The sequence below is a fragment of the Nocardia sp. NPDC059180 genome (genome assembly GCF_042754945.1).
Taxonomy (GTDB): Bacteria; Actinomycetota; Actinomycetes; order Mycobacteriales; family Mycobacteriaceae; genus Nocardia.
In genome coordinates this window covers 384,548-410,668 of the sequence record NZ_JBHZBU010000001.1, presented here as the reverse complement: position 1 = coordinate 410,668, position 26,121 = coordinate 384,548, and the positions used below count along the sequence as shown (strand labels likewise).

Sequence of the window (26,121 nt, the reverse complement as noted above, 5' to 3'; positions counted from 1 at the left end):
CCGGGCGTCGCCGCGTCGTCCAGCCGCGCGCTGCCGACGGGCTACGCCCGACCGAAGCCGCTAGCTGCTGCCGAATGATCCGGTGCCGCCGGGCAGCACATGCTGGAAGATACGCGGACCAGGGCCGAGGGGTCCCGGCTGATCGGGACGGTGGTCGTCCAGATACAGGCGTCGCTCGCCGTCGGGGCCGTGGTCGAGGTGGCGGCCGGGACGGCTCACGTCATCGGCGGTCGCCGACACCGGGGCAGCGGCGTCGACGACCTGGGTGGTGGCTGCGGCAGGCGCCTCGGCCGACGCGGTGGCCGCGACCGCCGCAACTGGTACCGCGGCGAGCGCACCAGCCACCGCTACCCGCAGGCCGATCCGCCGAGCGGAGGACAGTTTCGTGGAGTGCAACACAAATCCCTTTCTCCCGGAACATGAACCGCGACTGCGGTGCACGACTCCAGGAAAGGCGCCGTCGCTGGGACAGCGGTGGGACCGAGCTGGCATTCTGCTGGGAATCGCTCAGGCGGAGATATTGCGCGGCAGTAGCTCCCAGACATGCCCGTTCTCGTTGATGGTCGCGGCGGTCCGCCTACCGGTCCGCGAGAACAAGATTCGCGTGATCGAGCAGTAGTCGATCGGGAAAGTCAGCGGACGCGCCAGACCGAGCACGTCTTGCAGCAGGATATTGATCACCCCGCCGTGCGCGAACGCGACCACGGTATCGGTGTGATCGGCGCGCACCGCGATATCGGTGATCGTGTCGAGCACCCGCGACTTGAACGCGGGCTCATCGATCACCGTCGGCAGATGCCCTGCCTTGATCCGGTCATATTCCGCACGGAACTCGACCTTGGCGTCTTCGATCGGGATATAGGCGGGCAGGTCCCGGTCGTATTCGGCCAGCCCATCGAGCACCTCGACCTCGAGCCCCAGCTTCGCCGCCGTCGGCGCCGCGGTCTCCCGCGCCCGCCGCTGCGGACTGCTCACCACCCGCTTGATCGCGTGATGGCTCAACGCCGCAGGCACCCGCTCGGCCTGCTCCACCCCGATCCCGGCCAATCCTGGGTCGGCGGCCCCCTCGACCTGCTCGATCCGAATCGGCTGCGCATGGCGAACGAGAATCAACTGCACCCCCATACTGTGCCGTATAGGTGTCTGCGCCGCGCACCGGGCGCGGTCGGCTTACGCAGCCGCTTCGCCGACCGTCCGATTCCGCATCAGCTCCGGATACTCTCCGTCGATGACATACTTGGGGCATGACTACCGCCGAACGGTTTCCGCAGTGGCTGCGCCCACCGCCGGGCGGGTTCATCGCTGAAGACTTGGATCGCCTGCCAGACCTGCCGCCGCACACTCAGCTGATCGATGGGAGCCTCGTCTTCGTGAGCCCGCAGGCGAAGTTTCACATGCTCATGATCACCCTGCTCGACTCTGTTCTGCGCCAGTTTGTTCCCGGTGACCTGCGAGTACGTCGCGAGATGACGGTGACGCTCGCCCGTGAGCAACGCCCGGAACCGGATGTTCTCGTGGTACGTGCGGAAGCCGACGGTGGGCCGGATCTCACGTCATATCGGGCCGCAGACGTGGTCCTCGTGGTCGAGGTCGTGTCCGCGGAGTCACGTACGAGGGACCGGGAACGTAAGCCCCAGCTGTACGCAAAGGCCGGGATTCCGCATTTCTGGCGCGTCGAGAACGTCGACGGCCGGGCAGTCGTCTACGTCTTCGAACTAGATCCGGCTACCGGCGCCTACGCACCCAGCGGAATCTTCCACGATCGGCTGAAGATCAGCGTGCCCTTCGATATAGACATCGACCTGTCGGACATCGACCGGCTCTGACAACGGGAGACGCGCGTCTGGCGTCGCCATCGACGTGTCGGTGCGAGATTGTGGCGGTGGGTGTCTCATTCGACTATCGACGTAGCGACGGACGGGCGCAGGGTGGTTCAGTTTGCTGCGGCGGCGAGGCGGTCGAGAGTGTGGCGCAAACCGCGAATGTGCTGTTCGCGCTGAGTCGTTCGGGCGCGCTCACCACCGCATCGTTAACAGAGCCCGACCCTTCGATCACGCGCGGAGCTTGGCGGCGAATTCAGTTACTCGGGCATCCGCGGACGCCTCGTCCAGGGCCATGGTCAGGGTTTCCTGGTAGGTCGGTGCGGCCTTGCGCTGCAGGGCGCGCCCCTCCTCGGTAATCACCGTGTACACGCCCCGGCGATCCTTCGGGCACAGATCGCGACGAGTGAGACCTGCTGATTCCAGGCGGGCAACCAGACGGCTGACCGAGCTCTGGTTGAGGCCGATGAGTTCGGCCAACTCCTGCATACGTAGCTCGCCGTCATCGGCGTTCGCGAGCCGGCACAGTGCCTGATACTCCGACAGCCCGATGCCGTGGCGTCGCTGCATCTCCTTGGCCAGCCGCTGGTTGACCATGCCATGCAGCGTCACCAGCTGGTCCCAGATCGCCGTGTCCATGATTTCCGCCTTCCGTCTTGACATCAGAGTACATGCAGTGCCAATATCTGCATGCACCAACATTTATTGCATGTACATGCAACCTCTGAAAGGAATCGGCCATGACCGCACAGCGCATCGAGAAGATCGCCACCACTCCCGACTGGTATGAGCCGTACAAGATCTCGCAGGCGATCAAGGCCAACGGCCTGCTGTTCGTGTCCGGGCAAGCGGGTATCGACGAGCAGGGGCGCACCGTCTCCGACGACTTTCTGACCCAGGGACGGCAGGCGTTCGCCAACATCAGGCGAGTCCTGGCCCAGGCCGGGGCCGAGCTCGGGGACGTGGTGAAGGTCGGCATCTTCGTCACCGATATGGCGGCCAACCTCGACAAGGTCATTGCGCTCCGGGAGGAGTTCCTCAGCGAGCCCTACCCCGCCGACACCTTGCTCGAAGTGTCCTCCCTCGCCCAGCCCGACTGGCAGATCGAAGTCGAAGTCACCGCCCTCGCTCGCTGACTCTCGATCCACATACCCGGAAGGAAATCCCATGTCCGACAGCCCTTTGCTGCGTCCCTACCGCCGCGGCGCGCTCGACCTGCCGAACCGCATCGCGATGGCCCCCATGACCAGGGGCCGCGCGGACGACGCCACCGGCGTCCCGAACCCGCTGACCAAGGACTACTACGCACAGCGCGCGGGCGCCGGACTGATCGTCACCGAAGGCATCTACGCCAACGCGCTCGGTAAGGGCGGTCCCGGCATCCCCGGCCTTGTCGATGATGCGCAGGTGGCAGGCTGGCGCGAGGTGACCGATGCGGTGCACGCGGCGGGCGGGCGCATCTTCGCCCAGCTGTGGCACGTCGGCCGGATGACCCACCCACTGAATCTGCCGGGCGGCGCGACCCCGTTGGCGCCCTCGCCGGTACGAATCACCGGCTCGCAGATCTTCACCAATCAGGGACCGGTGGACCATGTCACACCGCGAGCGATGACAACCGCCGAAGCCGACGCCACCGTCGAGGATTTCGCCGCCGAGGCACGTAACGCCATCGCGGCCGGATTCGACGGGGTCGAGGTCCACGGCGCGAACGGCTACCTGATCCAGCAGTTCCTGGCGGAGAACACCAACCAGCGGACCGACCGCTACGGAGGCTCGCGCAACCGCCGGCTCCAGCTGGCCGTCGACATCGTGACGGCCGTCGCGGCCGAAGTCGGTGCCGAACGAGTCGGCCTGCGCATCTCACCGGACAACCCGGAAAACGAGATCGCGGAGCAGGACCCGCAAGGCACCTACCGGACCCTGCTCGACACCCTCGACCCGCTCGGCCTTGCCTACCTGCACGTGATCGAGCGTGGCGAATACGCCGCGCTCGCCGACCTGCGTCCACGCTGGTCGAGCACGCTTATCGCGAACTTCAACGGCTCGGCCCCCACGACGCGGGACGCGGGCGAAAAGGTGCTGGACGCCGGGCTGGCCGACCTCTTCTCGTTCGGAAGGCTCTTCATCGCCAACCCCGACCTGCCCGCCCGGTTCGCCTCCGGAGCCGCGCTCAACCAGCATGCACGCGAGCTGATCTACGGCGGCGGGGCCGAGGGTTACACCGACTACCCCGCGTTGCAGGACGAACGGGTATGAGCTGTCAGCCAACCGCCCCCGGATCGCCTGCTGCAGTGCGGTTGCACAGGTTTCAGCTCAGCTGAATTCGCCGCTCGACACCCCGGCCGTGAACGCATCCCACTCGGCCGGGGTGAAGACCAGTGCCGGGCCGGGTACTTCGCTACCACCACTGGTTTTTCCAGGTAAAGATCGCCGACGAAGTTCTCCACGTAGACCACGGCGGGTTCCACCGGACGCCCCTTCGCAACTACGCCGAACTCCAGGATCACAAACGGCCCGACTTGGTCACCCATCGGCGCGCCCGCGGAGAACGGCATCAGCCGGATCGTGACATTCGGCGCCGTGCTCAGATCCGCCAGATGCCGAAGCTGTGTAGCCATAACCTGACGGCTGCCGACGACCCGGAGCAATGCGGCCTCATGGATCACGACGTTCAACGTCGCAGGACTACGCCCCTCGCGACTCCTTCCCGGTACCTCTTCCTCACCACCGGGACCGGACGCACCCCAACCACTCGATCACACCAAAGGTGTTGCGATGGAGCATGTCCAGTTCGGCGATACGCCCCCATACCCGCTGCGTGTTCTACCGGAAGGTCTGCGATTTACCCGCCACCATCGATCCTCCCGAGAACGGCCGCATCGTCATGCCCGCCGACCATGTCTGAGCGCTGATGATGCCCGCGCATCTGGGCCAACGTGTCCGGATAGACCTGCGCAATAGAGGCGCCGAGGCAGGCCCGATCATCTCGCATCTGCGCTCGAACCGCTGGTTGTATCTGGTTCGCCCGGACTTGCCCGACGAAACACCACTGTTCGCCGAGCTGTTCCGCATCGACGTGTCGGTGGTGCGCGCCGGCGGCACGATCGCCCTGCCTCCCCCACCGATCGAGGCGCACGGTTCCGCCGCTGGATCCAACCACCGCACTGCGCCTTCCGCCCCTCCGGGCGCGCCGTCGTCGACGCCATTCGCGCCTGTACTGGCACCCACGCGGGCTGGGGAGGGCACCGATCATGACAGACACCGAGTCCCCGCGCCCCTTCGAGCCGGATGTGCAGCTGAGCGTCTTCTTGCATGGGCAACGCTTCGACTATGCCGCCTGCCTCAGCGCGGCCACCGTCTTCATTCAGGAATGGCAAGCCCGTCACCATCCCGGAGCGGTGGCAATCATCGCGGAATGCGAACCCGAGATTCCGCGCCTGCCCTGCGAATCGCTATATCTGGGGCCCTGATCAACCGAACCCTCGCCGACCGCCGCACACTGCACGCCCGGTCGCTCACCTACGGTGCGGCCGATCCGAGCGCGAAACCCCAGCACACGCCGAGCGAACCCCGGAATACCGGTACCTACCACGCTATTCAGAACGTCTTTGCCGAATTACCCAGCGGTGAAAGCGAATCAGCAAATAGCGCAGCGCAAGATCATCGAACCCCCGTGCGCGGCAGCGAATTGCGCACGATATGGTCCTTCATTGTCCCGTTCGTCGGGGACATTCAAAGTGGAGGGAATTCAAGAATGAAGTTCGGAAAGATCACTTCTGCCGTTTTCATGGCTGTCACCGCGGTGGGGATTACCGCGGCAACCGCCAATGGTCAGCCCGCTGTGGCGACCGAGTCGGCCGTGGTGACTTCGGGGGACGCGACTTCCGGTGTTGTGAGTGGAATCAACTACAACACCACCGTTTCCCCTGCTGACAAGACCATCACCTGGTCGGTCGACAGCGGCAAGTTCGAGCTGGCGTCGGACGGCTCGGCCGTGCTGCTGAAGTCGGACACCGGTGCGACGGTGGACCAGGTGGCGCTGCGCTCCGAGGTCGCCGGGCTGCCGATCGCGGTGGGCCAGGAGATCAGCGCGGACGGCCGCAGCGTGACGCTGGCCGCCACGATGACGCCCGAGGACAGCTCGAAGCTGAAGGACGTCGCGGACCTGAAGGACATCAGCTCCTACGACCGGCTCATGGACCAGGTCAACAAGAACCTGCCCGGCATCGCCATCGGTGCCCTGATCGGCTGCTTCATCCCGTTCCTGTGGATCATCACCATCCCGGCCGGTGCGGTCATCGGCGGTTACGTGATGGGTGGCCAGCCGTTCCTTGACGCGCTGATCGCGTTCGCGACCGGTCAGCCCTGATCTGACACAGCGACACCGTGAGGGTGCGCAGGCGTTCGACGCCTGCGCACCCTTTGCGCATTCGTGGCAATACGGGTGTCGCACTCGCGCCAATGCATTCGAGCAGCGAAAAAGGGCGTTGCACCGGAAAGTTCCGGCGCAACGCCCTTTTCAGATATTCAGCTCAGCGCTGGGCGACCGCGGTCGGCGGGATGGGTGCCGGGAGGGCGGTCTCACCCTCCAGGTACATGTCCACGGCCGAGGCAGCGGCGCGGCCTTCGGCGATGGCCCACACGATCAGCGACTGGCCGCGGCCCATATCACCGGCGACGTAGACGCCGGGGACGTTGGTGGCCCAGTTCTTGTCGCGCTGGACGTTGCCGCGCTGGTCGTAGCCGACGCCGAGGTCGGTCAGCAGGCCCGGCTTCTCGGGGCCGACGAAGCCCATGGCCAGCAGCACCAGATCGGCTTCGAGGGTGAAGTCGGTGCCTTCGACCTTCTCGAAACGGCCGTTGACCATCGTGACCTCGTGCGCGTCCAGGCCGGTGACCTTGCCGTTCTTGCCGACGAAGCGTTCGGTGTTCACCGAGAACACCCGCTCGCCGCCCTCCTCGTGCGCCGAGGAGACCCGGTACATGAGGGGGTAGGTCGGCCACGGGGTGGAGCTGGCGCGCTCCTCCGGCGGACGCGGCATGATCTCGAACTGGTGGATGCTTTCGGCGCCCTGACGGTGCGAGGTTCCGAGGCAGTCGGCGCCGGTGTCACCGCCACCGATGATGACGACCTTCTTACCGCGTGCGTGCAGCGGCGGCAGGCCCTCGGCGTCGGTGACCGGATCGCCGTGCTGCACCCGGTTGGCCCAGGGCAGGAACTCCATCGCCTGATGGATGCCGTCCAGTTCACGGCCGGGGATCGGCAGGTCGCGGGCCAGGGTGGCACCGCCGGCGAGCACGACCGCGTCGAACCACTCGCGCAGCTCGTCGGCGGTGATGTCGACACCGACATTCACACCGGTCTTGAAGATGGTGCCTTCGGCCTCCATCTGCGCAAGGCGGCGGTCGATGAAGCGCTTCTCCATCTTGAATTCCGGGATGCCGTAGCGCAGCAGACCGCCGATGCGGTCGGCCCGCTCGAACACCGTCACGGTGTGACCGGCGCGGGTCAGCTGCTGTGCGGCGGCCAGACCGGCCGGGCCGGAACCGACGACGGCGACCTTCTTACCGGTGAGCCGGGTCGGGTAGATCGGGGTGACCCAACCCTCGTCGAAGGCGTTCTCGATGATCTCGACCTCGACCTGCTTGATGGTCACCGGGTCCTGGTTGATCCCGAGCACGCACGACGCCTCACACGGCGCCGGGCACAGCCGCCCGGTGAACTCCGGGAAGTTGTTGGTCGCGTGCAGCCGGTCGATACCGTCGCGCCAGCGGTCCTTGTGGACGAGGTCGTTCCATTCCGGAATCAGGTTGCCCAGCGGACAACCGTTGTGACAGAACGGAATACCGCAGTCCATGCACCGGCTGGCCTGACGCTGGAGGGTCGGGTGGGAGAAGTTCTCCTCGTAGACCTCTTTCCAGTCCATCAGACGCAGCGGCACCGGACGCCGCTTGGGCAGCTCACGCGAGGTGTGCTTCAAAAATCCCTGCGCGTCACCCACGAGCAGCCTCCATAATTGCCTCGTCGACGTCCTTGCCGCTCTTCTCAGCCTCGGAGATAGCGAGCAGCACCTTCTTGTATTCGCGTGGCATAACCTTCACGAAGTGGTTTACCTGCTGCGACCAGTCACTCAGGATCCGTTCGGCGACAGCCGATCCGGTCTGGTCGCGGTGCGCGGTGATGATGTCGCGCAGCCAGGTGAAGTCGTCGCCGGACAGCGCTTCGATCGCCTCGGTCTGGTCGGGATTGACCTTGGCTTCGAAAGTGCCCTCCGGGTTGTAGACGAACGCAAGACCACCCGACATACCGGCGCCGAAGTTGCGGCCGGTCTCACCGAGGATCACGACCTTGCCACCGGTCATGTATTCGCAGGCATGATCGCCGACGCCCTCGACCACCGCGGTGGCGCCCGAGTTACGCACGGCGAACCGCTCACCGACGATGCCGTTGATGAACGCCTGACCGCTGGTCGCGCCGAACAGGATCACGTTGCCCGCGATGATGTTCTCCTCGGCGCGGAACTCGGCGGGCGCGGTGGGCGCGGGGCGGACCACCAGGTGGCCGCCGGACAGGCCCTTGCCGACGTAGTCGTTGGCATCGCCCTGCACGCGCAGGGTGATACCCGCCGGGACGAACGCGCCGAAGCTGTTGCCCGCGGACCCGGTGAAGGTGATGTCGATGGTGTCGTCGGGCAGGCCCGCGCCACCGTAGAGCTTGGTCACCTCATGGCCGAGCATGGTGCCGACCGTCCGGTTGACGTTGGTGATCTTGGTGTCGAACTTGACCGGCTTGCCACGCTCGAGCGCATCGGCGGACTGGGCGATCAGCTGCTGGTCCAGCGCCTTGTCCAGGCCGTGGTCCTGGGTCTTGGTGCAGCGACGGTCCTGGTACATGAACGCCGTCTCGACATCGTCGAGGATCGGCGACAGGTCCAGCTTGGCCGCCTTCCAGTGCTTCTTGGCCTTGGCGGTGTCGAGCAGGTCGACCCGGCCGATGGCCTCGTCCAGCGTGCGGAAGCCGAGCGAGGCCAGCAGTTCGCGCACCTCTTCGGCGATGAACATGAAGAAGTTCTCGACGAACTCCGGCTTACCGGTGAAGCGCTGACGCAGGATCGGGTTCTGCGTCGCGACGCCGACCGGGCAGGTGTCCAGGTGGCAGACGCGCATCATGATGCAGCCCGAGACCACCAGCGGAGCGGTGGCGAAGCCGTACTCCTCGGCGCCGAGCAGCGCGGCGATCATCACGTCGCGGCCGGTCTTCATCTGGCCGTCGACCTGGACCACGATGCGGTCGCGCAGACCGTTGAGCAGCAGCGTCTGCTGGGTCTCGGCCAGGCCGAGTTCCCAGGGACCGCCCGCGTGCTTGAGCGAGGTCAGCGGCGAGGCGCCGGTACCACCGTCGTGGCCGGAGATCAGCACCACGTCGGCGTGCGCCTTCGACACACCCGCGGCGACGGTGCCGACGCCGGGCTCCGCGACAAGTTTCACGTGAATCCGCGCCTGCGGGTTCGCGTTCTTCAGATCGTGGATGAGCTGAGCCAGGTCCTCGATCGAGTAGATGTCGTGATGCGGCGGCGGCGAGATCAGGCCGACGCCCGGCGTGGAGTGCCGCACCTCGGCGACCCACGGGTACACCTTGTGCGCGGGCAGCTGACCGCCCTCACCGGGCTTGGCGCCCTGGGCCATCTTGATCTGGATATCGGTGCAGTTGCTCAGGTAGTGCGCGGTCACACCGAAACGGCCGGAGGCGACCTGCTTGATCGCGCTGCGGCGCCAGTCGCCGTTCTCCTCGACCTCGAAGCGGGCCGGGTGCTCGCCGCCCTCACCGGAGTTCGAACGGCCACCGAGACGGTTCATGGCGATGGCGAGGGTCTCGTGCGATTCGGCGGAGATGGAGCCGTAGCTCATCGCGCCGGTGGAGAACCGCTTGACGATCGCGCTGGCGGGCTCGACATCGTCGATCGAGATCGGCGCGCGCTCACCGGACTTGAACTTGAACAGGCCACGCAGTGCCGCCAGCCGCTCGGACTGGTCGTCGACCAGCTTGGTGTACTCCTTGAAGATCGAGTACTGGCCGGTGCGGGTGGCGTGCTGCAGCTTGAACACGGTGTCCGGGTTGAACAGGTGGTATTCACCCTCGCGCCGCCACTGGTATTCACCGCCGATCTCGAGCTCGCGGTGGGCGCGCTCGGTCCGGTTCTCCAGGAAGGCGATCCGGTGCCGTGCGGCGACCTCGTCGGCGATGTCGTCGAGGCCGATACCGCCAAGGTGCGAACGCAGGCCGGTGAAGTACTCGTCGACCAGCGCCTGATCCAGGCCGATGACCTGGAACAGCTGGGCGCCGTTGTAGGAGGCCATGGTGGAGATGCCCATCTTGGACATCACCTTCAGCACACCCTTGCTCGCGGCCTTGTTGTAGTTGGCCACGGCCTTGCGGAAGTCGGCGGCATGGTCGCCCGTACTGCCCGGCACTTCCAGCCCGTTGCGCTCGAGCATGTCCTCGATGGACTCGAAGGCCATGTACGGGTTGATGGCCGCGGCGCCGAAGCCGACGAGCATGGCCATGTGGTGCACCTCGCGGGCGTCACCGGCCTCGACGACCAGCCCGACCATGGTGCGAGTGCGCTCGCGGACCAGGTGGTGGTGCACCGAGGAGGTGAGCAGCAGCGACGGGATCGGCGCCAGCTTCTCGTTGGACTCGCGGTCCGACAGCACGATGATGCGCGCGCCGCCGTCGATCGCGGCCGAGACCTGGGTGTTGATGGCCGCCAGTGCGTTACGCAGACCCTTGCCGCCCTCGGCGACCGGGTACAGACCGCGCACGACCACCGAACGCAGACCCGGATGCGAGCCGTCGTCGTTGATGTGGACGAGCTTGGCCAGCTCGTCGTTGTCCAGGATCGGTTGCTCGATGGCGATCTGCTTACAGGAATCCGGACCCGGATGCAGCAGGTCGGCTTCGGGGCCGATATTGCGCTTGAGGCTGGTGACGACCTCTTCCCGGATCGCGTCCAGCGGCGGGTTGGTGACCTGCGCGAACAGCTGGGAAAAGTAGTCGAACAGCAACCGCGACCGGCTCGACAGCACCGCGATCGGGGTGTCGGTGCCCATCGAACCGAGCGCCTCACCACCGGTCTTGGCCATCGGCGCGATCAGCAGGTTCAGTTCCTCGTTGGTGTAACCGAAGATCTGCTGCCGGATCAGCACGCGGTCGTGCGACATGTGCACGTGCGGGCGGTCGGGCAGATCGGCGAGCCGGCTCACGCCCGCGTCCAGCCATTCCTGGTACGGGTGCTCGGCGGCGAGCTGACCCTTGAGCTCGTCGTCGCTGACGATGCGGCCCTGCGCGGTGTCGACAAGGAACATGCGGCCGGGCTGCAGGCGGACCTTCTTGATCACCCTGGCCGGGTCGATGTCGAGCACGCCGACCTCGGAGGCCATGACGACGAGGCCGTCGTCGGTGACCCAGATGCGGCTCGGGCGCAGACCGTTGCGGTCGAGCACCGCACCGATGACGGTGCCGTCGGAGAAGCACACCGATGCCGGGCCGTCCCACGGCTCCATCAGCATCGAGTGGTACTCGTAGAACGCGCGGCGCTGCGCGTCCATGGTCTCGTTGCGCTCCCAGGCCTCGGGAATCATCATCAGCACCGCGTGCGGCAGGCTGCGCCCGCCCAGGTGCAGCAGCTCGAGCACCTCGTCGAAGCGGGCGGTGTCACTGGCGCCGGGGGTGCAGACCGGGAAGATCTTCTCCAGCCGGTTCTTGCCCGCGCTGTCGGTGCCGAACACGTCCGAGCGCAGCAGCGCCTCGCGGGCGCGCATCCAGTTCTCGTTACCACTGACGGTGTTGATCTCACCGTTGTGCGCGACCCGGCGGAACGGATGGGCCAGCGGCCAGGACGGGAAGGTGTTGGTAGAGAAGCGCGAGTGCACGATGCCGAGGGCCGATTCCACCCGGTCGTCCTGCAGGTCGAGGTAGAAGGCACGCAGCTGCGGCGTGGTGAACATGCCCTTGTAGACGAAGGTCTGTCCGGACAGGCTCGGGAAGTACACCGACTCGCGGCCGACCGCACCCTCACCGGCACCCGCCTTGCCGAGCTCGCGCTCGACCCGCTTGCGCACGACGTAGGCGCGACGCTCCAGGTCCATCTCCGACAGCTGCTCGCCGTCGGCGGAGCCGATGAAGATCTGGCGGAAGGTCGGCATCGCGTCGCGCGAGAGCGCGCCGAGCGAGGTCTCGTCGATCGGGACCTCACGCCAGCCGAGGACGGCGAGGCCCTCTTCCTTGACGATCTTGTCGACGCCGTAGGCGGCAACGGCGGCCTCGCGGCGGGCCTGCGGCAGGAAGGCGATACCGGTGGCGTAGGAGCCCGCCTGCGGCAGCTCGAAGTCGACGACGGCACGGAAGAACCGGTCCGGCACCTGGATCAGGATGCCCGCGCCGTCACCGCTGTTGGGCTCGGCGCCTGCGGCACCACGGTGCTCCAGATTCAGCAAGGCGGTAATGGCCTTGTCGACGATGTCACGGCTGCGGCGGCCGTGCATGTCCACGACGAATGCGACGCCACACGCGTCGTGCTCATTCGCCGGGTCGTAGAGACCGATGGGTCCAGGTGACCTGTGGCCAGGAAGTTGCGTCATGCCTCTGCCTTCAAGAAAGTCGGCCCTCGATTCGGGCGGCCATCGAAAAACGCCCTGTCGAACGCCTCCGTCAAGACTGCGTCCGTACGTTCGGAAAACCAGCCGCGCTGATGGTTCTCTGTACCGATATGCGGCGCTCGCAGGCTCTGCGTGGTTGCGCAGGCTTTCGGTTTCGAGCCCGATGCTCACGCCGCTGTGGTGCAGTCATGTCTCTAGTTGTCCACCCGCTCCTGTTATGAAGTAGGGGTGCTCGGCAGCAACGGAACGCTTACGTGTTCCTTACCGCCGCGCGGGGTTCGCCCGCTACGGTTGACACCTGTTTCGGATGCCCGTGCGTGCGTTGGGCCACCGAACATTCTGTGTTCGGCGTAAGAGCAAACGATAAGTCAGGACTTGAGCCCAACCAACTTAGGTTTCACTAATAACCAGGCCTAGCTGGGCTTCTTCATTCAGGTCCTCCACGTGTGCGCGTCGTCCAGTGTAAAGCAGCATCCGGGCACTGATCGATCCCGTTCCGCGCAGGTCGGAGGGGTTCTCAGGGGGCTTCCCGGTAGATGAGCGAACGCGTCGTTGCGTTCACACACCCGCTTTCACCTGCATCGAAGCAGATTTCCCCTCGTCGGAGCCTGGCAAACCAATCGTGGTGCGGCTAACTGTCGCGCGGGCCGGTGAGATATTTCCGACAGGGTTGTGACGAGCACAGAATGCGATCCGACCGTTCGGCCTGTTTTGCCCACAGTGGGCTTCAGCACACTTGCAGCAAATAGACCGAAAGTGGTCTTCGCCACACTTGGCGCGGCAACGCGCATCCACGGGCCGATCCGGATGTCGTTGCGGCACCGACGTCTTCGTCTCGGTGTGCCCTACCTGCGCGATCGGATCCGACCGGCGCCGCACATCGGTCGCCGCACCGATCCGGCACCAACCACCTGACCCGCTGTGAAGCTGACCACATCCCCGGCTCCACGCTCGGTGGATCGGCAGCTCGCCTGTCACGCTGTGACAACGAATCCGTGACACTTTCGCCAAGCGCGGGCGCCCCGCCATCGCAGGCGGCGGACCGGCCCGGCGCGCGAGATCGGAGCCGAGCGCGACAAGGACTCGGACGTAGAGGATGTGGGGATCCCATGACCGTCATCGGCATGCTCACCTGGCTCGGCGGTGCTCACTCCGACGCCCGACCGGACGACAACAACACTGACAAGCGCCATGAGCGCAGCGGATACGAACTCACCGGTGCGGTGGTCGCGCTGTTCGCGGTGGTTGCGGGAGCCGTCACCGCCGTGGCCGTTGCGGCAGCGCAGTGGGCGCCGGTCGGTGTGGTGGCTGCCGCTCTGGTCGTGGCTCTCATCGCCGGGGCTGTTGGTAAGGCGCTTGCGACCGTCAGCCCGGAATCCGTCCTGCGCCGGGCGGGCGAGGCCGTCGGCCGGAGTGGCTCGCTCGGCCGCGTTGCCGTCGCCGCACTCACCGGTGTTCTGATCGCCGAACTCGCCTCCACAGTGTTGTTCGGCGGCACCATCGACCGGCTGCTCGACGAGCGCGGCGCGGCCTCGGCGTCGTCGGTGCCCGCGGTGCGGGATGCCCGCGCCGATCTGGACCGGGCCCGCACCGACCGGACGAACCTGAACCAGACGATCACCCAGGCCCAGGCCGATATCGACACGGCACTGGTCACCGCCCGGTGCGAGTACAACCCCACGCCGGACTGCCCGCAGACCAGGATCACCGGCGTCCCTGGTCGCGGACCGGAATCGCAGACCGCCAATGACATGCTCGACGACGCCCGCGCCCAGCTCACCGCCGCGCAGGCCCGTATCGAACCGCTGGACCAGCGCATCATCGACGCGCAGACACGCGTCGACGCCGCCGAGACCGACGCCATCGCCGACGCCGACCGCGGACTCGGCGCGCGCTGGGTGGCTGTGCACGACCACACCACCGACCACTTCGGCGCACTGCTGCTGCGGCTGCTGACAGTGATCGTCTTCGTCCTGCTCGCGCTGCTGCTGCTGATCCTGCGGCGCTGGCGCGGGGAGACCGCGCAGGACCGGCGACTGGCCGCCGACACCATCCGCGACCGGGCCGAACGCACCGCCGACGCCGCGATCGCGGTGAAGCGGGCCGAGGTGCGCACCGAGGCCGAACTACTACGCGCCGATCAGCAGCTCACCGCCACCCGGCTGGCGGTGGAGGCCGATACCGCGATCGACAGGGAACGCCAGCGCACCCGCGTCATCGCGGCCATCGGCGGCCTGGAGATCGGTATCACCGAACCCTCGCGCCGGGCCCTCGGCGTTGGCGCGACCGCCGAACTACCGGCCGGGACCCCGGCCACCGACCGAAAGGACCCCACCGTGTCGTACGACGGGATCGCCACGCCGAACCTGCCCGCCCCGGTCGGTGCGAACGCCATCGCCCCGGTGCCCGGCGCAACCGCACCCGCGGTGTCCGCTCCGGTCCCGGCCAAGGCCGAGCAGGCAGGCGACCGCGGCGGATTGGAGCTGCCGCTGATCGGCCAGGTGCCTTTCACCGATACCGCCGCCCGCTGGATCCGTCCGCTGGTCCCCTCCTTCGTCGCCAATGCCATCGATACCGCCACCCACCCGCTGCGCACCGCACGGCAGGCGTTCGAAGAGGTGGAGGAGATCACCTTCACCCTGCGCCGCACCCGCAAGGTCACCGTCGATTCCGAGGATTCGGCCGTGCAGTCGGCCCCGCAGGTCGGCTACCAGGCGCCCACCGGATACCAGCTGACGCCCGGCACGCCCGAGTACTGGCATGCCCAGCGCATCGCCGGCGCGGCCGTCGACCCGAATGTGCCGCACTACTACCCGACCACCGACCCCCGCTACTCGGCCGACCCGCGCTACTCGGCCCTCCCCCAGGCCTCGGCCACCGGCCTCGGGTTGCCGTATGCCCCGCATGACGAACTCCCGGGCCGCCAGGCGCCAGAGCTGCCCGGACATTCGGGTCCGCGCGAACTCCCGCCGGGTCGCTGAAGTTCTGTCCGCCGCAAGGGCGGAGTTCCGCAGTGTCCAGCATGCTCGAATCGGCTCATGACCCTTCGCGACGTCACGACGGATCGCCGGCGCCCTCAGCAGCGGCGTCCGCACGATCCTCGTCGACCTGTGTCCCGCACACGCATCCGTGCGCTCATGCATCCGAGATCTGCCGGTGACCGCCCGCCGCCGATCAGCTGGACGGCGAAAGTCCGGGGCGACTCACAACAGCCGGGGCCTGGGGCTGTCCGGCCTCACCACCGATACCGCCGCAGGCCCTTCCCCGCGCACACACGCGCATACGCTGCCAACCATGCCCGACAGTCAGCTGACGCCCGAAGCCTTCGGTTCCAAGCCGTGGGGTTCGCGCCTGCTCGGGCCTGCCGATGAGAAGTCGGGGATCCGGCGGGTCCGCATCCAGCTGCTGCTGACGATTCCGTTGCTCGGGGCCAACCTGATCGGGATCGCGGTCGCGATCGTGCTGATCGGATTCGTGCTGCCAGGGCCGACGATCTTCACGCTGCGGTTGCTACCGCTCAATGCGATTGCCGCCCCGTTGTATGCGGCGCTGGCGTTGGTGATCGGCACGCTGTGGGGCACGATGTCGGGTCTGCGTACGTTGCGCTGGGCGACCGATCCCGATCATGTACCGACCGAGGCCGAACAGCGCGCGGCGGTCCGGGTGCCGCGGCGGCTGGTGCGGCAGCAGGCGTGGCTGTGGTTCGGTGGGGCGGCGGTGCTCAGCCTGCTGTACGGCCTCGCCGATCCGGCGTTGATCCCGAAGATCGTGCTCGGTATCGGGTTCAGCGCGATCGTGGTGTGCGCCAACAGCTATCTGATCGCGGAGTTCGCGCTCCGTGCGGTGACGGCACGGGTGCTCGACGCGGCACCTGGACGTGCCATCCACAGCATCGGCGTCTTCGGGCGCACCATGCTGATGTGGCTGCTTGGTTCGGCGGTGCCGGTGGCGCTGTCGATGGTGGTCGCGCTGCTGTCGCTGACCGGATTCGACGTCAGCACCGAGCGCATGGCGGTATGCGTGCTGACCCTCGGCGGCGCCACCCTGGTCTTCGGAATGCTGTTGATGATGCAGGCTTCGGCCGCCACAGTGGCGCCCATCCGAGGAGTGCGCCGCGCATTGCGTCAGGTGGAGGGCGGCGATTTGAATGTCGCGGTCACCGTCTATGACGGCACCGAACTCGGTGAGCTGCAAAGCGGTTTCAACCGGATGGTGCACGGACTGCGCGAACGCGAACAGATTCGCGATCTGTTCGGCAGGCACGTCGGCCACGACGTCGCCGTCGCGGCGATCGGCAGCAATCCGCAGCTCGGCGGGCAGGAATGCGAGGCGGCGGCGCTGTTCATCGACATCATCGGCTCCACAACGATGACCGCCACCCGCGCGGCCACCGAGATCGTCGCCATCCTCAACGAGTTCTTCGCCATCGTGGTGGACGAGGTCGAACGACAGGGCGGGCTGGTCAACAAGTTCGAAGGCGATGCGGCGCTCGCGGTTTTCGGCGCGCCCGCGCCGCTGCCCGATGCCGCGGGCGCCGCCCTGGCCTGCGCCCGCGCGATTCGTACCCGGCTGGACGCGCATACCTCCGACTTCTCCGCCGCCATCGGCGTCGCCGCGGGACGAGTCGTCGCGGGCAATGTCGGTGCGCATCAGCGGTACGAGTTCACCGTCATCGGTGACGCGGTGAACGAGGCCGCACGACTGTGCGAACTGGCCAAACAGGATCCGAGTCTGCTGCTGAGTTCGGCGAGCACCGTCGCCGCGGCCGACGCCGACGAGGCGACGCGCTGGAAACTGGGCGAGTCGGTGACGCTGCGCGGCCGCACCCAGCGCACCGAACTCGCCCGTCCACGGACGAATTGAGCGCCGGGCGCGACCGAACGCTCAGCCGCGCGCAGCCCGCGACCGGAACGCCAGCACCGCCGCCACCAGCAGGATGCCCGCGGTACCGATCGAGGCCAGATGGATACCGGTGACGAAGGATTCGTGCGCCGACGCCAGGAACGACGCACCCGCCGCCTCCGGTAGCTGCCGGGCCAGATCCGCTGCACCACCGAGCGATTCGGCGGCCGCACCGCCGGCATCGCCGGGGATGGCCGACAGGTCGAGGCCATTGCGGAACACCGCCATCACCATGCTGCCCAGCAATGCCACACCGAGCGCGATACCGGTTTCATAGGCCGTCTCGGAGATGGCCGCCGCGGCACCGGCCCGCTCGACCGGCGCCGAGCTGACCACCAGATCCGACGACACCGTCAACGCGATGCCGACACCGGTACCGATCAGCCCGAAGCCGAGCACGAACGGTGCGACACCGGTCGCGGGGTCAGCGGTCAGCCACACGAACAGCGCCGCACCGAGCGCCGCCACCGTCAGCGAAGCGCCGAGCACCGCCGTCGGCCGCCATCGCTGCACCAGTACGGCAGCCAGCAGCGATCCGACGACGCTGGCCACCAGACCGGGCAGCAACAGCACACCGGCCTGCATCGGCGAGCGGCCGAGCACCAGCTGCAGATATTGCGAGCCGAAGAACAGCACACCGGCCAGCGCGAACACCGCGAGCAAGTTGGTCAGCACCGCGGTACGGAACTGGGGCACCTCGAACAGCTTCAGGTCGAGCATCGGCTGCTCCAGCGTCCGCTGCCTGCGCACGAACAGCACGCCGGCCACCACGCCGATCACACCGGCGACCACGGGCACCGCGCTCACGCCGTGGGCCGCGAATTCCTTGACCGCGTACACGAACGGCACCAGCGCCAGCATCGACAGCACGGCGCTCGGGATGTCGAAGCGTCCTGGATTCGGATCCTTCGATTCCGGAATCAGCATCGGTCCCAGCGCGATCAGCGCCAGCATGACCGGCAGGTTCGCCAGGAACACCGAACCCCACCAGTAGTGCTCGAGCAGCCAGCCACCCAGCAGCGGACCCGCCGCGGCACCGCCGCCTGCCATCGCGCCCCAGACCGCGATGGCGAAGGTGCGCTGGCGCGGGTCGAGGAACATCGAACGGATCAGGCCGAGGGTCGCGGGCATCAGCGTCGCGCCGGTGATGCCCTGGAGCACGCGCGCGGCGATCAGCATCTCCGGGCTGACAGCCCAGGCCGCGAGCAGCGAGGCGAGACCGAATCCGACGGCGCCGATCAGCAGCAGTTTGCGCCTGCCGATCCGGTCGCCGAGGTTGCCCATGACCACAAGCAGACCGGCGAGCACGAACGAGTAGACGTCGATGATCCAGAGCAGCTGGGTGGTGCTCGGCGCCAGGTCGGCGCTGATGGCGGGCACCGCGATGTCAAGGACGGTGGCGTCGATCGCGAGTAGCAGCAGCGCCAGCGCCAGCACGGCCAGGCCGATCCAGTCCCGCGTGGTGGCGCGGGGCGGGGCGTCGCGCAGGTCGGGGCTGATCCCCGTGGTGATGTCCATGATCCTTCTCGACTTTCGTCGTCAGTCGTCGTTAACCGTCCAGACGGTATAGTACCTAACATTACCGTCCAGCCGGTACAGTTATTCCCGTGACAACCACCACCCGCGATCGCATCCTGGACGCCCTCGAAACACTGCTGCTGGACAAGGGCATGTCCCAGATGACCCTCGAGAACGTCGCCGCCGCCGCGGGCGTGTCCAAGGGTGGGCTGCTCTATCACTTCAAGAGCAAGGACGCGCTGCTCGCCGGTCTGGTCCGGCGGCTCACCGACCGCGCCCGCATCCAGCTCGACGATTCGGTCGCCGCGGGCGGCTCGGTGGCCGAGTGGTACTTGCAGATTCCGAACAGCGACTCCACGGACGAAGCGCTCGAACTCGAGCTGTATCGATCGATGTTGGCCACCATGCGCACCGTCGACGCCACAGCCGGCCCGGAAACCGACGCCGTCCAGCAAGCCCTTGCCGAGATGATGAACTCCTGGTCGGACGGCCTGGATGCCGAGATCGACGATCCGGTGCGCGCGGATCTGGTGCGGCTGGTGGGCGACGGGGTCTACCTGCGCGCATTGCTCGGCCTGCCCCCGATCGATCCCGAGCGGTACCGCCGGGTCGTCGAGCACCTGCTGCACTGAGCGACCTGCAGCACCCCGCGACGTCATCGCCGAGCTCCGAGCTCACCGACCGGTTAGACTCGGCCGCGTGCCACCAGCCGAAACGGCAGGTGCCGTCGGGGCGGGGAACGATCCGGTGCCGGGGTCTCTCGGAACGACGGTGCCGATCCGCCCGATGACCTTCCGCGAACTGCTCGATACGCCGTTCGCGCTCATTCAGTCGTCGATCCGCCAACTCGCCGGATTCGGCGCGTCCCTGCTGCTCGCCGGCCAGCTCGTCATCGCCGGGGTGACGGCCGGAGTCTCGCAGCTCACCGGTAATGCCGATGCCGCGGTCGCCTGGGCGGTGGTGCTCAGCACTCTGGTCTGCGCCTGGCTGATTCGATTCACCCTGCGCGGGATCACCACCGCGATCGGCACGGCCACGATCGCGGGCGCACCGATCGACTGGCGCACCGCGCTGCGGCGATTCGGGGCGCAGCTCGGCCCGCAGCTGCTGTTCGGATCGCTGTTCACCCTGGTCGGCGTCGCGGTGCTCGGATTCGGTTCCCTACTGATCATCACCTTCCCGTTCGCCGTGCTCTGGCTGGCCTGGCTACGCGCCAAACGTTTCGTCGCGGTGCCGGTGATCTTCGCCGAGGGCACGAGTCACCGAGACGCCGTGGCGAGGTCGAAACTGCTGGTGGACGGGGCGAATTGGCCGACGGCGCTGCTGTGGCTCAGTGTCCGGGCGCTGCTGGTGCTGATGGCGTTGCCGCTGCTCGGCATCCCGTGGCTCGTCTCCGATTTCTCCGGCACCCATCGGTGGGCGGTCATCGTCCTGACGACGTCGGCGGTGCTGCTGATCGTCGCGTTCGGTGAGATCGTCGAATCCGCCACCCGCGTCGTCGCCTATGTGGATCGCCGCTGCCGCCGCGAAGGCATGGATATCCGGTTGCCTGCCCCCACCCGGCAGCCCGTGGTCGAGGGGGCTTCGTGGCCGAGCTGAACAAGCCCGAGGAAGGGCAAGCGCCGCAGCCGCCCCTGCTCGGCTCCGCCGCGGACCACCGGGCCGCAGCCGAATCCGCGCTACAGCGCCGCGATTACGACTCGGCGGTGCGCGAGCGTTTCCGGGCCACGCTGCGCGGACTCGAACAACGCGGGATGCTCGAAATCCGCCGATCGCGCACTGCGGCCGAAACCGCCGACGACGTGACCACCGCCGCAGAACCGGTGGAGCACGCAGGCGAATTCCGTCCCGCCGCGCACAGTTTCGACGAGGTCGTCTACGGCGGCAGGCGTGCGACCGAGGACGAGTACCGCAGGCTCGAGTTCGTCGACAAGTACTCCGCGGCCGCGCCGGCCCCGGTCGCCGGACCGCGCGAAGTCGAGGCCACCGAGCGCAAGGCTCGCACCCGGCCCACACTGCCGCCGCTGCCGGATCTGCTGCGCGACCCCAAGTTCTGGGCCACGCTCGCGGGCATAGCCGCGCTGGTCCTGCTGCTGTGGGCGGTGCTGCAGTCCTGCGGTGCGCCCGACGCTCCCCCGCCACCAGAATTGCCGCCGCCGGATATGCCCGAACCCGACTACCCCGACGATGTCGACCCCGAATTCGGCACCGGTTCGGATTCGATCTTCGAACGCCTGCCCGCCCCGATCGCTTTCGGCGGGCTGCAGTTCCTGATCGCGGGCGCGCTGCTGGTGTGGTGGCGGGCGCGACGTCGTGGCGCGCTGGTCGGCGAACCGCGCCCGGTCGAGGTCACCGCCAATGAACTGCTCGCCGGGCAGGCGGCGCTGTACCGGTGCTCGGGCGACCACGAATACGTCGCGGCCAAGCTGCGCGCGGCCACCCTGCGCCGGATCCGGTCGGCGCTCGGGGTCACCGCCGAGACCGCGCCGCACCAGGTGGTCGCCGCGATCACCGCACGGACCGGGGCGGACTCCACCTGGGTCGATGCCGCGCTGTACGGTCCGGTGCCCGATGAACCCACCTTGGCAATGGTTGCCGCGCAACTCGAATGGATCGAAGCGGAGGTCTCGTGACCAGCATTGACACCAGCAAAGCCCCGAGCGCCGAGCAGGCGGCGGCCGCGTTCGCGGCGCTGCGCACCGAGATCGGTAAGGCGGTGGTCGGCAACGACAACGCCATCATGTATCTCGTGCTCGCACTGCTGTGCCGCGGGCATGTGCTGCTCGAAGGCGTTCCCGGCGTGGCGAAGACGCTGCTGGTGCGCGCGCTGGCCACCGCGCTCGACCTCGAACACTCGCGGGTGCAGTTCACCCCGGATCTCATGCCGGGTGACGTCACCGGATCGCAGATCTACGATCCGCACACCACCGAATTCACCTTCCGGTCCGGCCCGGTGTTCACCAACCTGCTGTTGGCCGACGAAATCAACCGCACCCCGCCGAAAACCCAGTCCTCACTGCTGGAATCGATGGAAGAGCGCCAGGTCTCCGTCGACGGCAAGCCTCGCCCGCTGCCGGACCCGTTCGTCGTGGTGGCCACCCAGAACCCGATCGAGCAAGAAGGCACCTATCCGCTGCCCGAGGCGCAGCTGGACCGCTTCCTGTTCAAGGTCGATATTCATCTGCCCGAACGCGACGACGAGTTCCGGATCCTGCAACGGCACGCCGGCGGTTTCGATCCGCGCGATCTGGCCGCGGCGGGTCTGCGGCCGGTGGCCGGTCCCGCACATATCGCCGCGGCCAGGGCCGCAATCGGGCAGGTCACCATCAGTCCCGAGGTACTGGCCTACATCGTCGACATCTGCCGGGCCACCCGCGCCGCACCGGCCGTGCAGCACGGCGCGTCCACCCGTGGGGCGACCGCGTTGATGGCGGCAGCACGGGCGTTCGCCTGGTTGAACGGGCGCGGATTCGTGACACCCGACGATGTGAAAACCGTTGCGGTGGCGGTGCTGCGGCATCGGCTGCACTTGCGTCCGGAAGCCGAGCTGGACGGGGTGACCGCCGAAAGCGTCATGCGGTCGCTGCTGCTCGCGGTCCCGGTTCCGGTGTAGGCCGTGGTCGTCACCGGCCGGTTGGCCGCCGTCGCCGCGGTGGCGGCGCTGTTGGTCACGTTCGTGCTGCCGTCCTGGCTCGGCGTCGCGGTGGTGAGTGCGCTGCTGGTGGTGGCTGTGCTCGTCGATCTCGGCGCCGCGGGCAGCGCCGGTGCGCTGACGTTGGCCAGGGAACCGTTGACGGTCGTGCGACTCGGTCGCAGCACCGAGATCGAATTGGCGGTGACCAACACCGGCGCGCGCACGGTCCGGGGAATGCTGTGGGACGACTGGCCGGGCAGCGCACACGCCGTCGACCGGACCCACCGCATCGCACTGGACCCCGGCACCCGATCTCGCTACCGCACCACCCTGACGCCCACCCACCGCGGCGACCGGGTCGCCGGGCCGATCACCATACGGGCGCTCGGACCACTCGGGCTGGCCGGGCGCCAGACCCGGCATACCGTGCCCGCGCGAGTGCGTGCGCTACCACCTTTCCGCAGCGAGCGGCTGCTGAGTTCGAAAGTGAAACGGCTGCAACATCTCGAGGGCCGCAATGTGGCGAATATGCGCGGTCAGGGCACCGAATTCGATTCCTTCCGCGAGTATGTCGCCGGTGATGACGTACGCACCATCGACTGGCGGGCCACCGCCCGCGCCACCGATGTCCTGGTGCGCACCTGGCGTCCGGAACGCAACCGGCACATGCTGATGCTGCTCGATACCGGCCGCGTCAGCGCCGGACGGGTCGGAACCGGCGGCACCGACGGCACCCGTCTGGACGCGAGTATCGAGGCCGCACTGCTTCTGGGTGGGCTCGCCGCCGCGGCAGGCGATTCGGTCGATCTGCTCGCCTTCGACCGTCAGGTGCGCGCCGAGGTGCGCGGCATCGGCGGCAAACGGCTGCAACTGAAACTGATGCACGCACTGGCCGGCGTTACCCCCGCCCTCGTCGACACCGATACCGCCGCCCTGGTCCGCGCGGCCATCGACCGCACTCGCCGGCGCAGCCTGATCGTCTGGTTCACCACCCTCGACGGCGCCGCGGTCGAGGAGAACCTGCTTCCGGTCCTGCCGGTGCTCGCCCACCGGCATCGCGTGCTCATCGTCTCGGTCACCGACCCCGAAGTCGCCGCCGCCGCGACCCGCCGCGACGATCCCGCCGACCTCTTTGGCGCCGCGGCTGCCGAATCCCTGCTCGCCGAGCGCGCACTGGTGCAGGAGTCGCTGCGGCGCAAAGGTATCGACGTGGTCGCGGCACCGCCGGATCGGTTGCCGGAAGCGCTCGCAGATGAATACCTGGAGTTGAAGCAGTCCGGCAGCATGTAGGCGGCGGCGCCAGGATCGCACCGCAATGGGGTCTGCGCGGAGATGTGCGCCGACGTGCGGCCCGCTCAGCCGATGGCGGCCGGCTTCGCTGCCCACCCGATCGCCGGCGGTGCGGTCATCGGCGCCGTCAGTGCCCGGCGCTGGCGTTCGGCCATGATGCTGCCGAGAATCTGGGGCGGCGGATAGTTTCCCGGCCGCACGATGCCGAGGCGCGTACAGACGGCGTCGGTGAGGGCATTGCCGAGTTCGACCTGGACGGCCGGGGTGAGGGTTCGGATTCGGGTCAGGTACTGCCGGACCGCCATCGCCAGATCATCGGGCAGGGCGGCGGGGTCCTGCCGGGTGGCCCAGTCCGCCAGCCAGGGCGGCGGCACGGCGAGCGCGGGTATAGGCAGCCGCTTTTGGCTGTAGACGACGACGGTGCCTGCCAGCACATCGCCGACGCGGCGCGCGTTGGGTGAGCACAGCGAGGTGATCATGGCGATGGCACCGAACCCGCCGAGCATCCAGAAATCGACGATGGCGCCTGCCAGGCCGCGAGTCAGCGCGTGCCGGAAGTCGGTGGGACCGCCGTCGGCACGCACCACACGCAGCCCGAACATCAATTTGCCGATGGTGCGGCCGCGGCCGATGGTCTCACTGGCGACGGGATATCCGACCAGCACGATCACCACGGTGACCAGCATCGCGGTGGCCAGCCACGCCGAGTCCAGATCGCTGGGTAGCAGGACCGTCACGATGCCGAACATCAGCATCCAGCCGATGAACACCTGCAACACCACATCGACGAAAAAAGCCGCCGCCCTGGTGGGTATGCGCGCGATGGGCAGCTCCAGGGCCACTGCTTCGCCGGTGGTGAACTCAGCCATGTCGCCTAGCATTCTTCCCAGAGTGGGAGTGGGTGGCAACCGAATGGACGTGGACGCATACAGCTACGCGCATCGCGGGTCCTGGAACCGACTGGACTTCTTGGCCCGTAAGGGCAAACTCACCGGCGCCGAGGCCGATGAACTCGTCGCGCTGTACCGGCGCACCTCCCAGCAGCTGGCCCGGTTGCAGACCCACAGCCCCGACCCGGAGTTGGTGGCGGGCTTGAGCGCGGTACTGGCCAGGGCGCGGGCGAAGGTGCTCGGCACCAGGGCCGACACCTGGTCGGAAATCGGGCGCTTCTTCACCCACCGCTTCCCGGCCGCGGTGTATCGGGCCTGGCCGTGGTGGGCGGCGGTGGCCGCGGTGTTCCTGTTGGTCTCCGCGGGTGTCGGCGGCTGGGTGGCCGAGTCCGATTCGGCGCGTTCGGTTCTCGGCATTCCGAAGAACACGGAGGCGATCACCGCGCCGGGTGGCGCATTCGAGACCTATTACTCCGAGCATGCGAACGAGGCGTTCGCGGCGCAGGTGTGGACCAATAACGCCTGGGTGTCGGCGATCGCCCTGTTCACCGGCGTGCTGATTCTGCCTGCGGTGTACCTGCTGTTCATGAACGCGCTCAATCTCGGTGTCACCGCGGGCTTGATGACCGAGGCCGGACGACTCGACTCGTTCTTCGGTTTCATCCTGCCGCACGGGACTCTCGAGCTCACCGCGGTTTTCGTTGCCGGTGGCGCGGGGCTGAAACTCGGCTGGACCCTGGTCGATCCGGGTCGGTTGAGTCGGCTGGAGGCGGTAGCGCGGCAGGGCCGGGCGACGGCGACGATTGCGCTCGGGCTCGTCGGGGTGCTGCTGGTGGCGGGTCTGCTGGAGGGTTTCGTGACCCCGAGCGGATTGCCCGCACCGCTGCGGATCGCGATCGGGTTCGCGGCCGAGGCGTTGTTCCTGCTGTATGTGTTCGGTGCGGGGCGGCGGGCAGTGCTGGAAAGCGGCCGAGATAAAACCGACCAGACGGTAGCTGATTCGGTTATCCCGTCGCGATAGCCATCGCCGAGCACACGGTGAGCGATCACAGTTCGGGAAACCGTTGGCTATGCCAGGAATCGGATCGGTGAAGAACTCCCCCATTTGAGTTCCGCTGGCCGCAGCGAGTCGTGCTCAGCTGCGGCCAGCGTTGCCGTTGACTCTACACAATCGTTATGCCCGTGCAACCCTCTTCACAGGCCCCGAGCGTATAAAGCAGCGCACTGGCAAACCCCTGTGAGGACCTCATTTTTCACGGTTCCAGCTAACTCACAGCGGCCGATGTGAACCGCGATTTGGACCTTTCATCTGCAATTGCATTTCGTTTTTCGAGGTCACAGACTCGCCCCCAGCGGACACCCTCAGGCGATTAGCCACGCCGCCTTGTCCGCTACCGGTCGGTACTCA

The 26,121-nt window shown here is 67.5% G+C and carries 22 protein-coding genes and 1 pseudogene; 14 read left to right on the top strand and 9 right to left on the bottom strand.

Annotated features, from left to right (window positions below):
• Window positions 1-60: 60 nt before the first annotated feature.
• Together ACFXNW_RS01925 and ACFXNW_RS01920 are read right to left on the bottom strand one after the other, a co-directional pair.
• Entirely contained in the window at window positions 61-396 is a 336-nt protein-coding gene (locus tag ACFXNW_RS01925; RefSeq protein ID WP_379415178.1) for a hypothetical protein, read from the bottom strand.
• A 111-nt stretch (window positions 397-507) separates the two neighbouring features.
• Window positions 508-1,119, bottom strand: a complete 612-nt coding sequence (locus ACFXNW_RS01920) for a histidine phosphatase family protein (RefSeq protein WP_379415177.1) — start codon at window positions 1,117-1,119, stop codon at window positions 508-510.
• 125 nt (window positions 1,120-1,244) lie between these two features.
• Between ACFXNW_RS01920 and ACFXNW_RS01915 the strand changes: the two genes are divergently transcribed.
• Window positions 1,245-1,826: a Uma2 family endonuclease gene (locus tag ACFXNW_RS01915; RefSeq protein WP_379415175.1), complete on the top strand. Its 582-nt coding sequence runs from the start codon at window positions 1,245-1,247 to the stop codon at window positions 1,824-1,826.
• Window positions 1,827-2,051: 225 nt separating this feature from the next.
• Here ACFXNW_RS01915 and ACFXNW_RS01910 read toward each other — a convergent pair whose 3' ends face one another.
• Complete coding sequence (locus ACFXNW_RS01910; RefSeq protein WP_379415173.1) at window positions 2,052-2,459, bottom strand: MarR family winged helix-turn-helix transcriptional regulator; 408 nt, start codon at window positions 2,457-2,459, stop codon at window positions 2,052-2,054.
• A 101-nt stretch (window positions 2,460-2,560) separates the two neighbouring features.
• On the opposite strand from ACFXNW_RS01910, the gene ACFXNW_RS01905 reads away from it, so the two are divergent.
• Window positions 2,561-2,956, top strand: a complete 396-nt coding sequence (locus ACFXNW_RS01905; RefSeq protein ID WP_379415172.1) for a RidA family protein — start codon at window positions 2,561-2,563, stop codon at window positions 2,954-2,956.
• 31 nt (window positions 2,957-2,987) lie between these two features.
• Complete coding sequence (locus tag ACFXNW_RS01900) at window positions 2,988-4,076, top strand: alkene reductase (protein ID WP_379415170.1); 1,089 nt, start codon at window positions 2,988-2,990, stop codon at window positions 4,074-4,076.
• 57 nt (window positions 4,077-4,133) lie between these two features.
• Here ACFXNW_RS01900 and ACFXNW_RS01895 read toward each other — a convergent pair whose 3' ends face one another.
• Complete coding sequence (locus ACFXNW_RS01895) at window positions 4,134-4,199, bottom strand: hypothetical protein (RefSeq protein ID WP_379416245.1); 66 nt, start codon at window positions 4,197-4,199, stop codon at window positions 4,134-4,136.
• A gap of 17 nt (window positions 4,200-4,216) precedes the next feature.
• A pseudogene (locus ACFXNW_RS01890) lies at window positions 4,217-4,501 on the bottom strand (Scr1 family TA system antitoxin-like transcriptional regulator); the annotation flags it as partial.
• Between the two features lie 101 nt (window positions 4,502-4,602).
• On the opposite strand from ACFXNW_RS01890, the gene ACFXNW_RS01885 reads away from it, so the two are divergent.
• The 3 genes from ACFXNW_RS01885 to ACFXNW_RS01875 all read left to right on the top strand — a co-directional run bounded on the left by ACFXNW_RS01885 (window position 4,603) and on the right by ACFXNW_RS01875 (window position 6,189).
• Window positions 4,603-4,725, top strand: a complete 123-nt coding sequence (locus ACFXNW_RS01885) for a hypothetical protein (RefSeq protein ID WP_379415168.1) — start codon at window positions 4,603-4,605, stop codon at window positions 4,723-4,725.
• A 346-nt stretch (window positions 4,726-5,071) separates the two neighbouring features.
• Window positions 5,072-5,290, top strand: a complete 219-nt coding sequence (locus ACFXNW_RS01880) for a hypothetical protein (RefSeq protein WP_379415167.1) — start codon at window positions 5,072-5,074, stop codon at window positions 5,288-5,290.
• A gap of 203 nt (window positions 5,291-5,493) precedes the next feature.
• Entirely contained in the window at window positions 5,494-6,189 is a 696-nt protein-coding gene (locus ACFXNW_RS01875; protein WP_379415165.1) for a hypothetical protein, read from the top strand.
• A gap of 163 nt (window positions 6,190-6,352) precedes the next feature.
• Here ACFXNW_RS01875 and ACFXNW_RS01870 read toward each other — a convergent pair whose 3' ends face one another.
• Window positions 6,353-7,822, bottom strand: coding sequence for a glutamate synthase subunit beta (locus ACFXNW_RS01870; RefSeq protein WP_379415163.1), 1,470 nt, complete (start codon window positions 7,820-7,822; stop codon window positions 6,353-6,355).
• Window positions 7,815-12,461: a glutamate synthase large subunit gene (gltB, locus tag ACFXNW_RS01865; RefSeq protein WP_379415162.1), complete on the bottom strand. Its 4,647-nt coding sequence runs from the start codon at window positions 12,459-12,461 to the stop codon at window positions 7,815-7,817. The genes ACFXNW_RS01870 and gltB overlap by 8 nt, the downstream gene beginning before the upstream one ends.
• A 1,127-nt stretch (window positions 12,462-13,588) precedes the next feature.
• Here gltB and ACFXNW_RS01860 point away from each other — a divergent pair.
• Window positions 13,589-15,460: a DUF4407 domain-containing protein gene (locus ACFXNW_RS01860; protein WP_379415161.1), complete on the top strand. Its 1,872-nt coding sequence runs from the start codon at window positions 13,589-13,591 to the stop codon at window positions 15,458-15,460.
• A 313-nt stretch (window positions 15,461-15,773) separates the two neighbouring features.
• Complete coding sequence (locus tag ACFXNW_RS01855; RefSeq protein WP_379415159.1) at window positions 15,774-17,342, top strand: adenylate/guanylate cyclase domain-containing protein; 1,569 nt, start codon at window positions 15,774-15,776, stop codon at window positions 17,340-17,342.
• 21 nt (window positions 17,343-17,363) lie between these two features.
• On the opposite strand, the gene ACFXNW_RS01850 is transcribed toward ACFXNW_RS01855, so the two are convergent.
• Entirely contained in the window at window positions 17,364-18,899 is a 1,536-nt protein-coding gene (locus ACFXNW_RS01850; protein ID WP_379415157.1) for an MFS transporter, read from the bottom strand.
• 89 nt (window positions 18,900-18,988) lie between these two features.
• Here ACFXNW_RS01850 and ACFXNW_RS01845 point away from each other — a divergent pair, with 89 nt between their 5' ends.
• From ACFXNW_RS01845 to ACFXNW_RS01825, 5 genes are all read left to right on the top strand, one after another.
• Window positions 18,989-19,531: a TetR/AcrR family transcriptional regulator gene (locus tag ACFXNW_RS01845; RefSeq protein WP_379415155.1), complete on the top strand. Its 543-nt coding sequence runs from the start codon at window positions 18,989-18,991 to the stop codon at window positions 19,529-19,531.
• Window positions 19,532-19,598: 67 nt separating this feature from the next.
• Complete coding sequence (locus ACFXNW_RS01840) at window positions 19,599-20,498, top strand: hypothetical protein (protein ID WP_379415154.1); 900 nt, start codon at window positions 19,599-19,601, stop codon at window positions 20,496-20,498.
• Window positions 20,486-21,532 (top strand): DUF4129 domain-containing protein, encoded by a 1,047-nt coding sequence (locus tag ACFXNW_RS01835; protein WP_379415153.1) that lies wholly within the window; start codon window positions 20,486-20,488, stop codon window positions 21,530-21,532. The genes ACFXNW_RS01840 and ACFXNW_RS01835 overlap by 13 nt, the downstream gene beginning before the upstream one ends.
• The gene (locus tag ACFXNW_RS01830; protein WP_379415151.1) at window positions 21,529-22,512 is read left to right on the top strand and encodes an AAA family ATPase; all 984 of its coding nucleotides are present in this window, start codon (window positions 21,529-21,531) and stop codon (window positions 22,510-22,512) included. The genes ACFXNW_RS01835 and ACFXNW_RS01830 overlap by 4 nt, the downstream gene beginning before the upstream one ends.
• 3 nt (window positions 22,513-22,515) lie before the next feature.
• Complete coding sequence (locus ACFXNW_RS01825) at window positions 22,516-23,823, top strand: DUF58 domain-containing protein (protein ID WP_379415149.1); 1,308 nt, start codon at window positions 22,516-22,518, stop codon at window positions 23,821-23,823.
• Between the two features lie 65 nt (window positions 23,824-23,888).
• Here the strand turns inward: ACFXNW_RS01825 and ACFXNW_RS01820 are convergent, their stop codons facing one another.
• The gene (locus ACFXNW_RS01820) at window positions 23,889-24,692 is read right to left on the bottom strand and encodes an RDD family protein (protein ID WP_379415148.1); all 804 of its coding nucleotides are present in this window, start codon (window positions 24,690-24,692) and stop codon (window positions 23,889-23,891) included.
• A 43-nt stretch (window positions 24,693-24,735) separates the two neighbouring features.
• Between ACFXNW_RS01820 and ACFXNW_RS01815 the strand changes: the two genes are divergently transcribed.
• Window positions 24,736-25,734: a stage II sporulation protein M gene (locus ACFXNW_RS01815; RefSeq protein WP_379415146.1), complete on the top strand. Its 999-nt coding sequence runs from the start codon at window positions 24,736-24,738 to the stop codon at window positions 25,732-25,734.
• Window positions 25,735-26,121 lie beyond the last annotated feature (387 nt).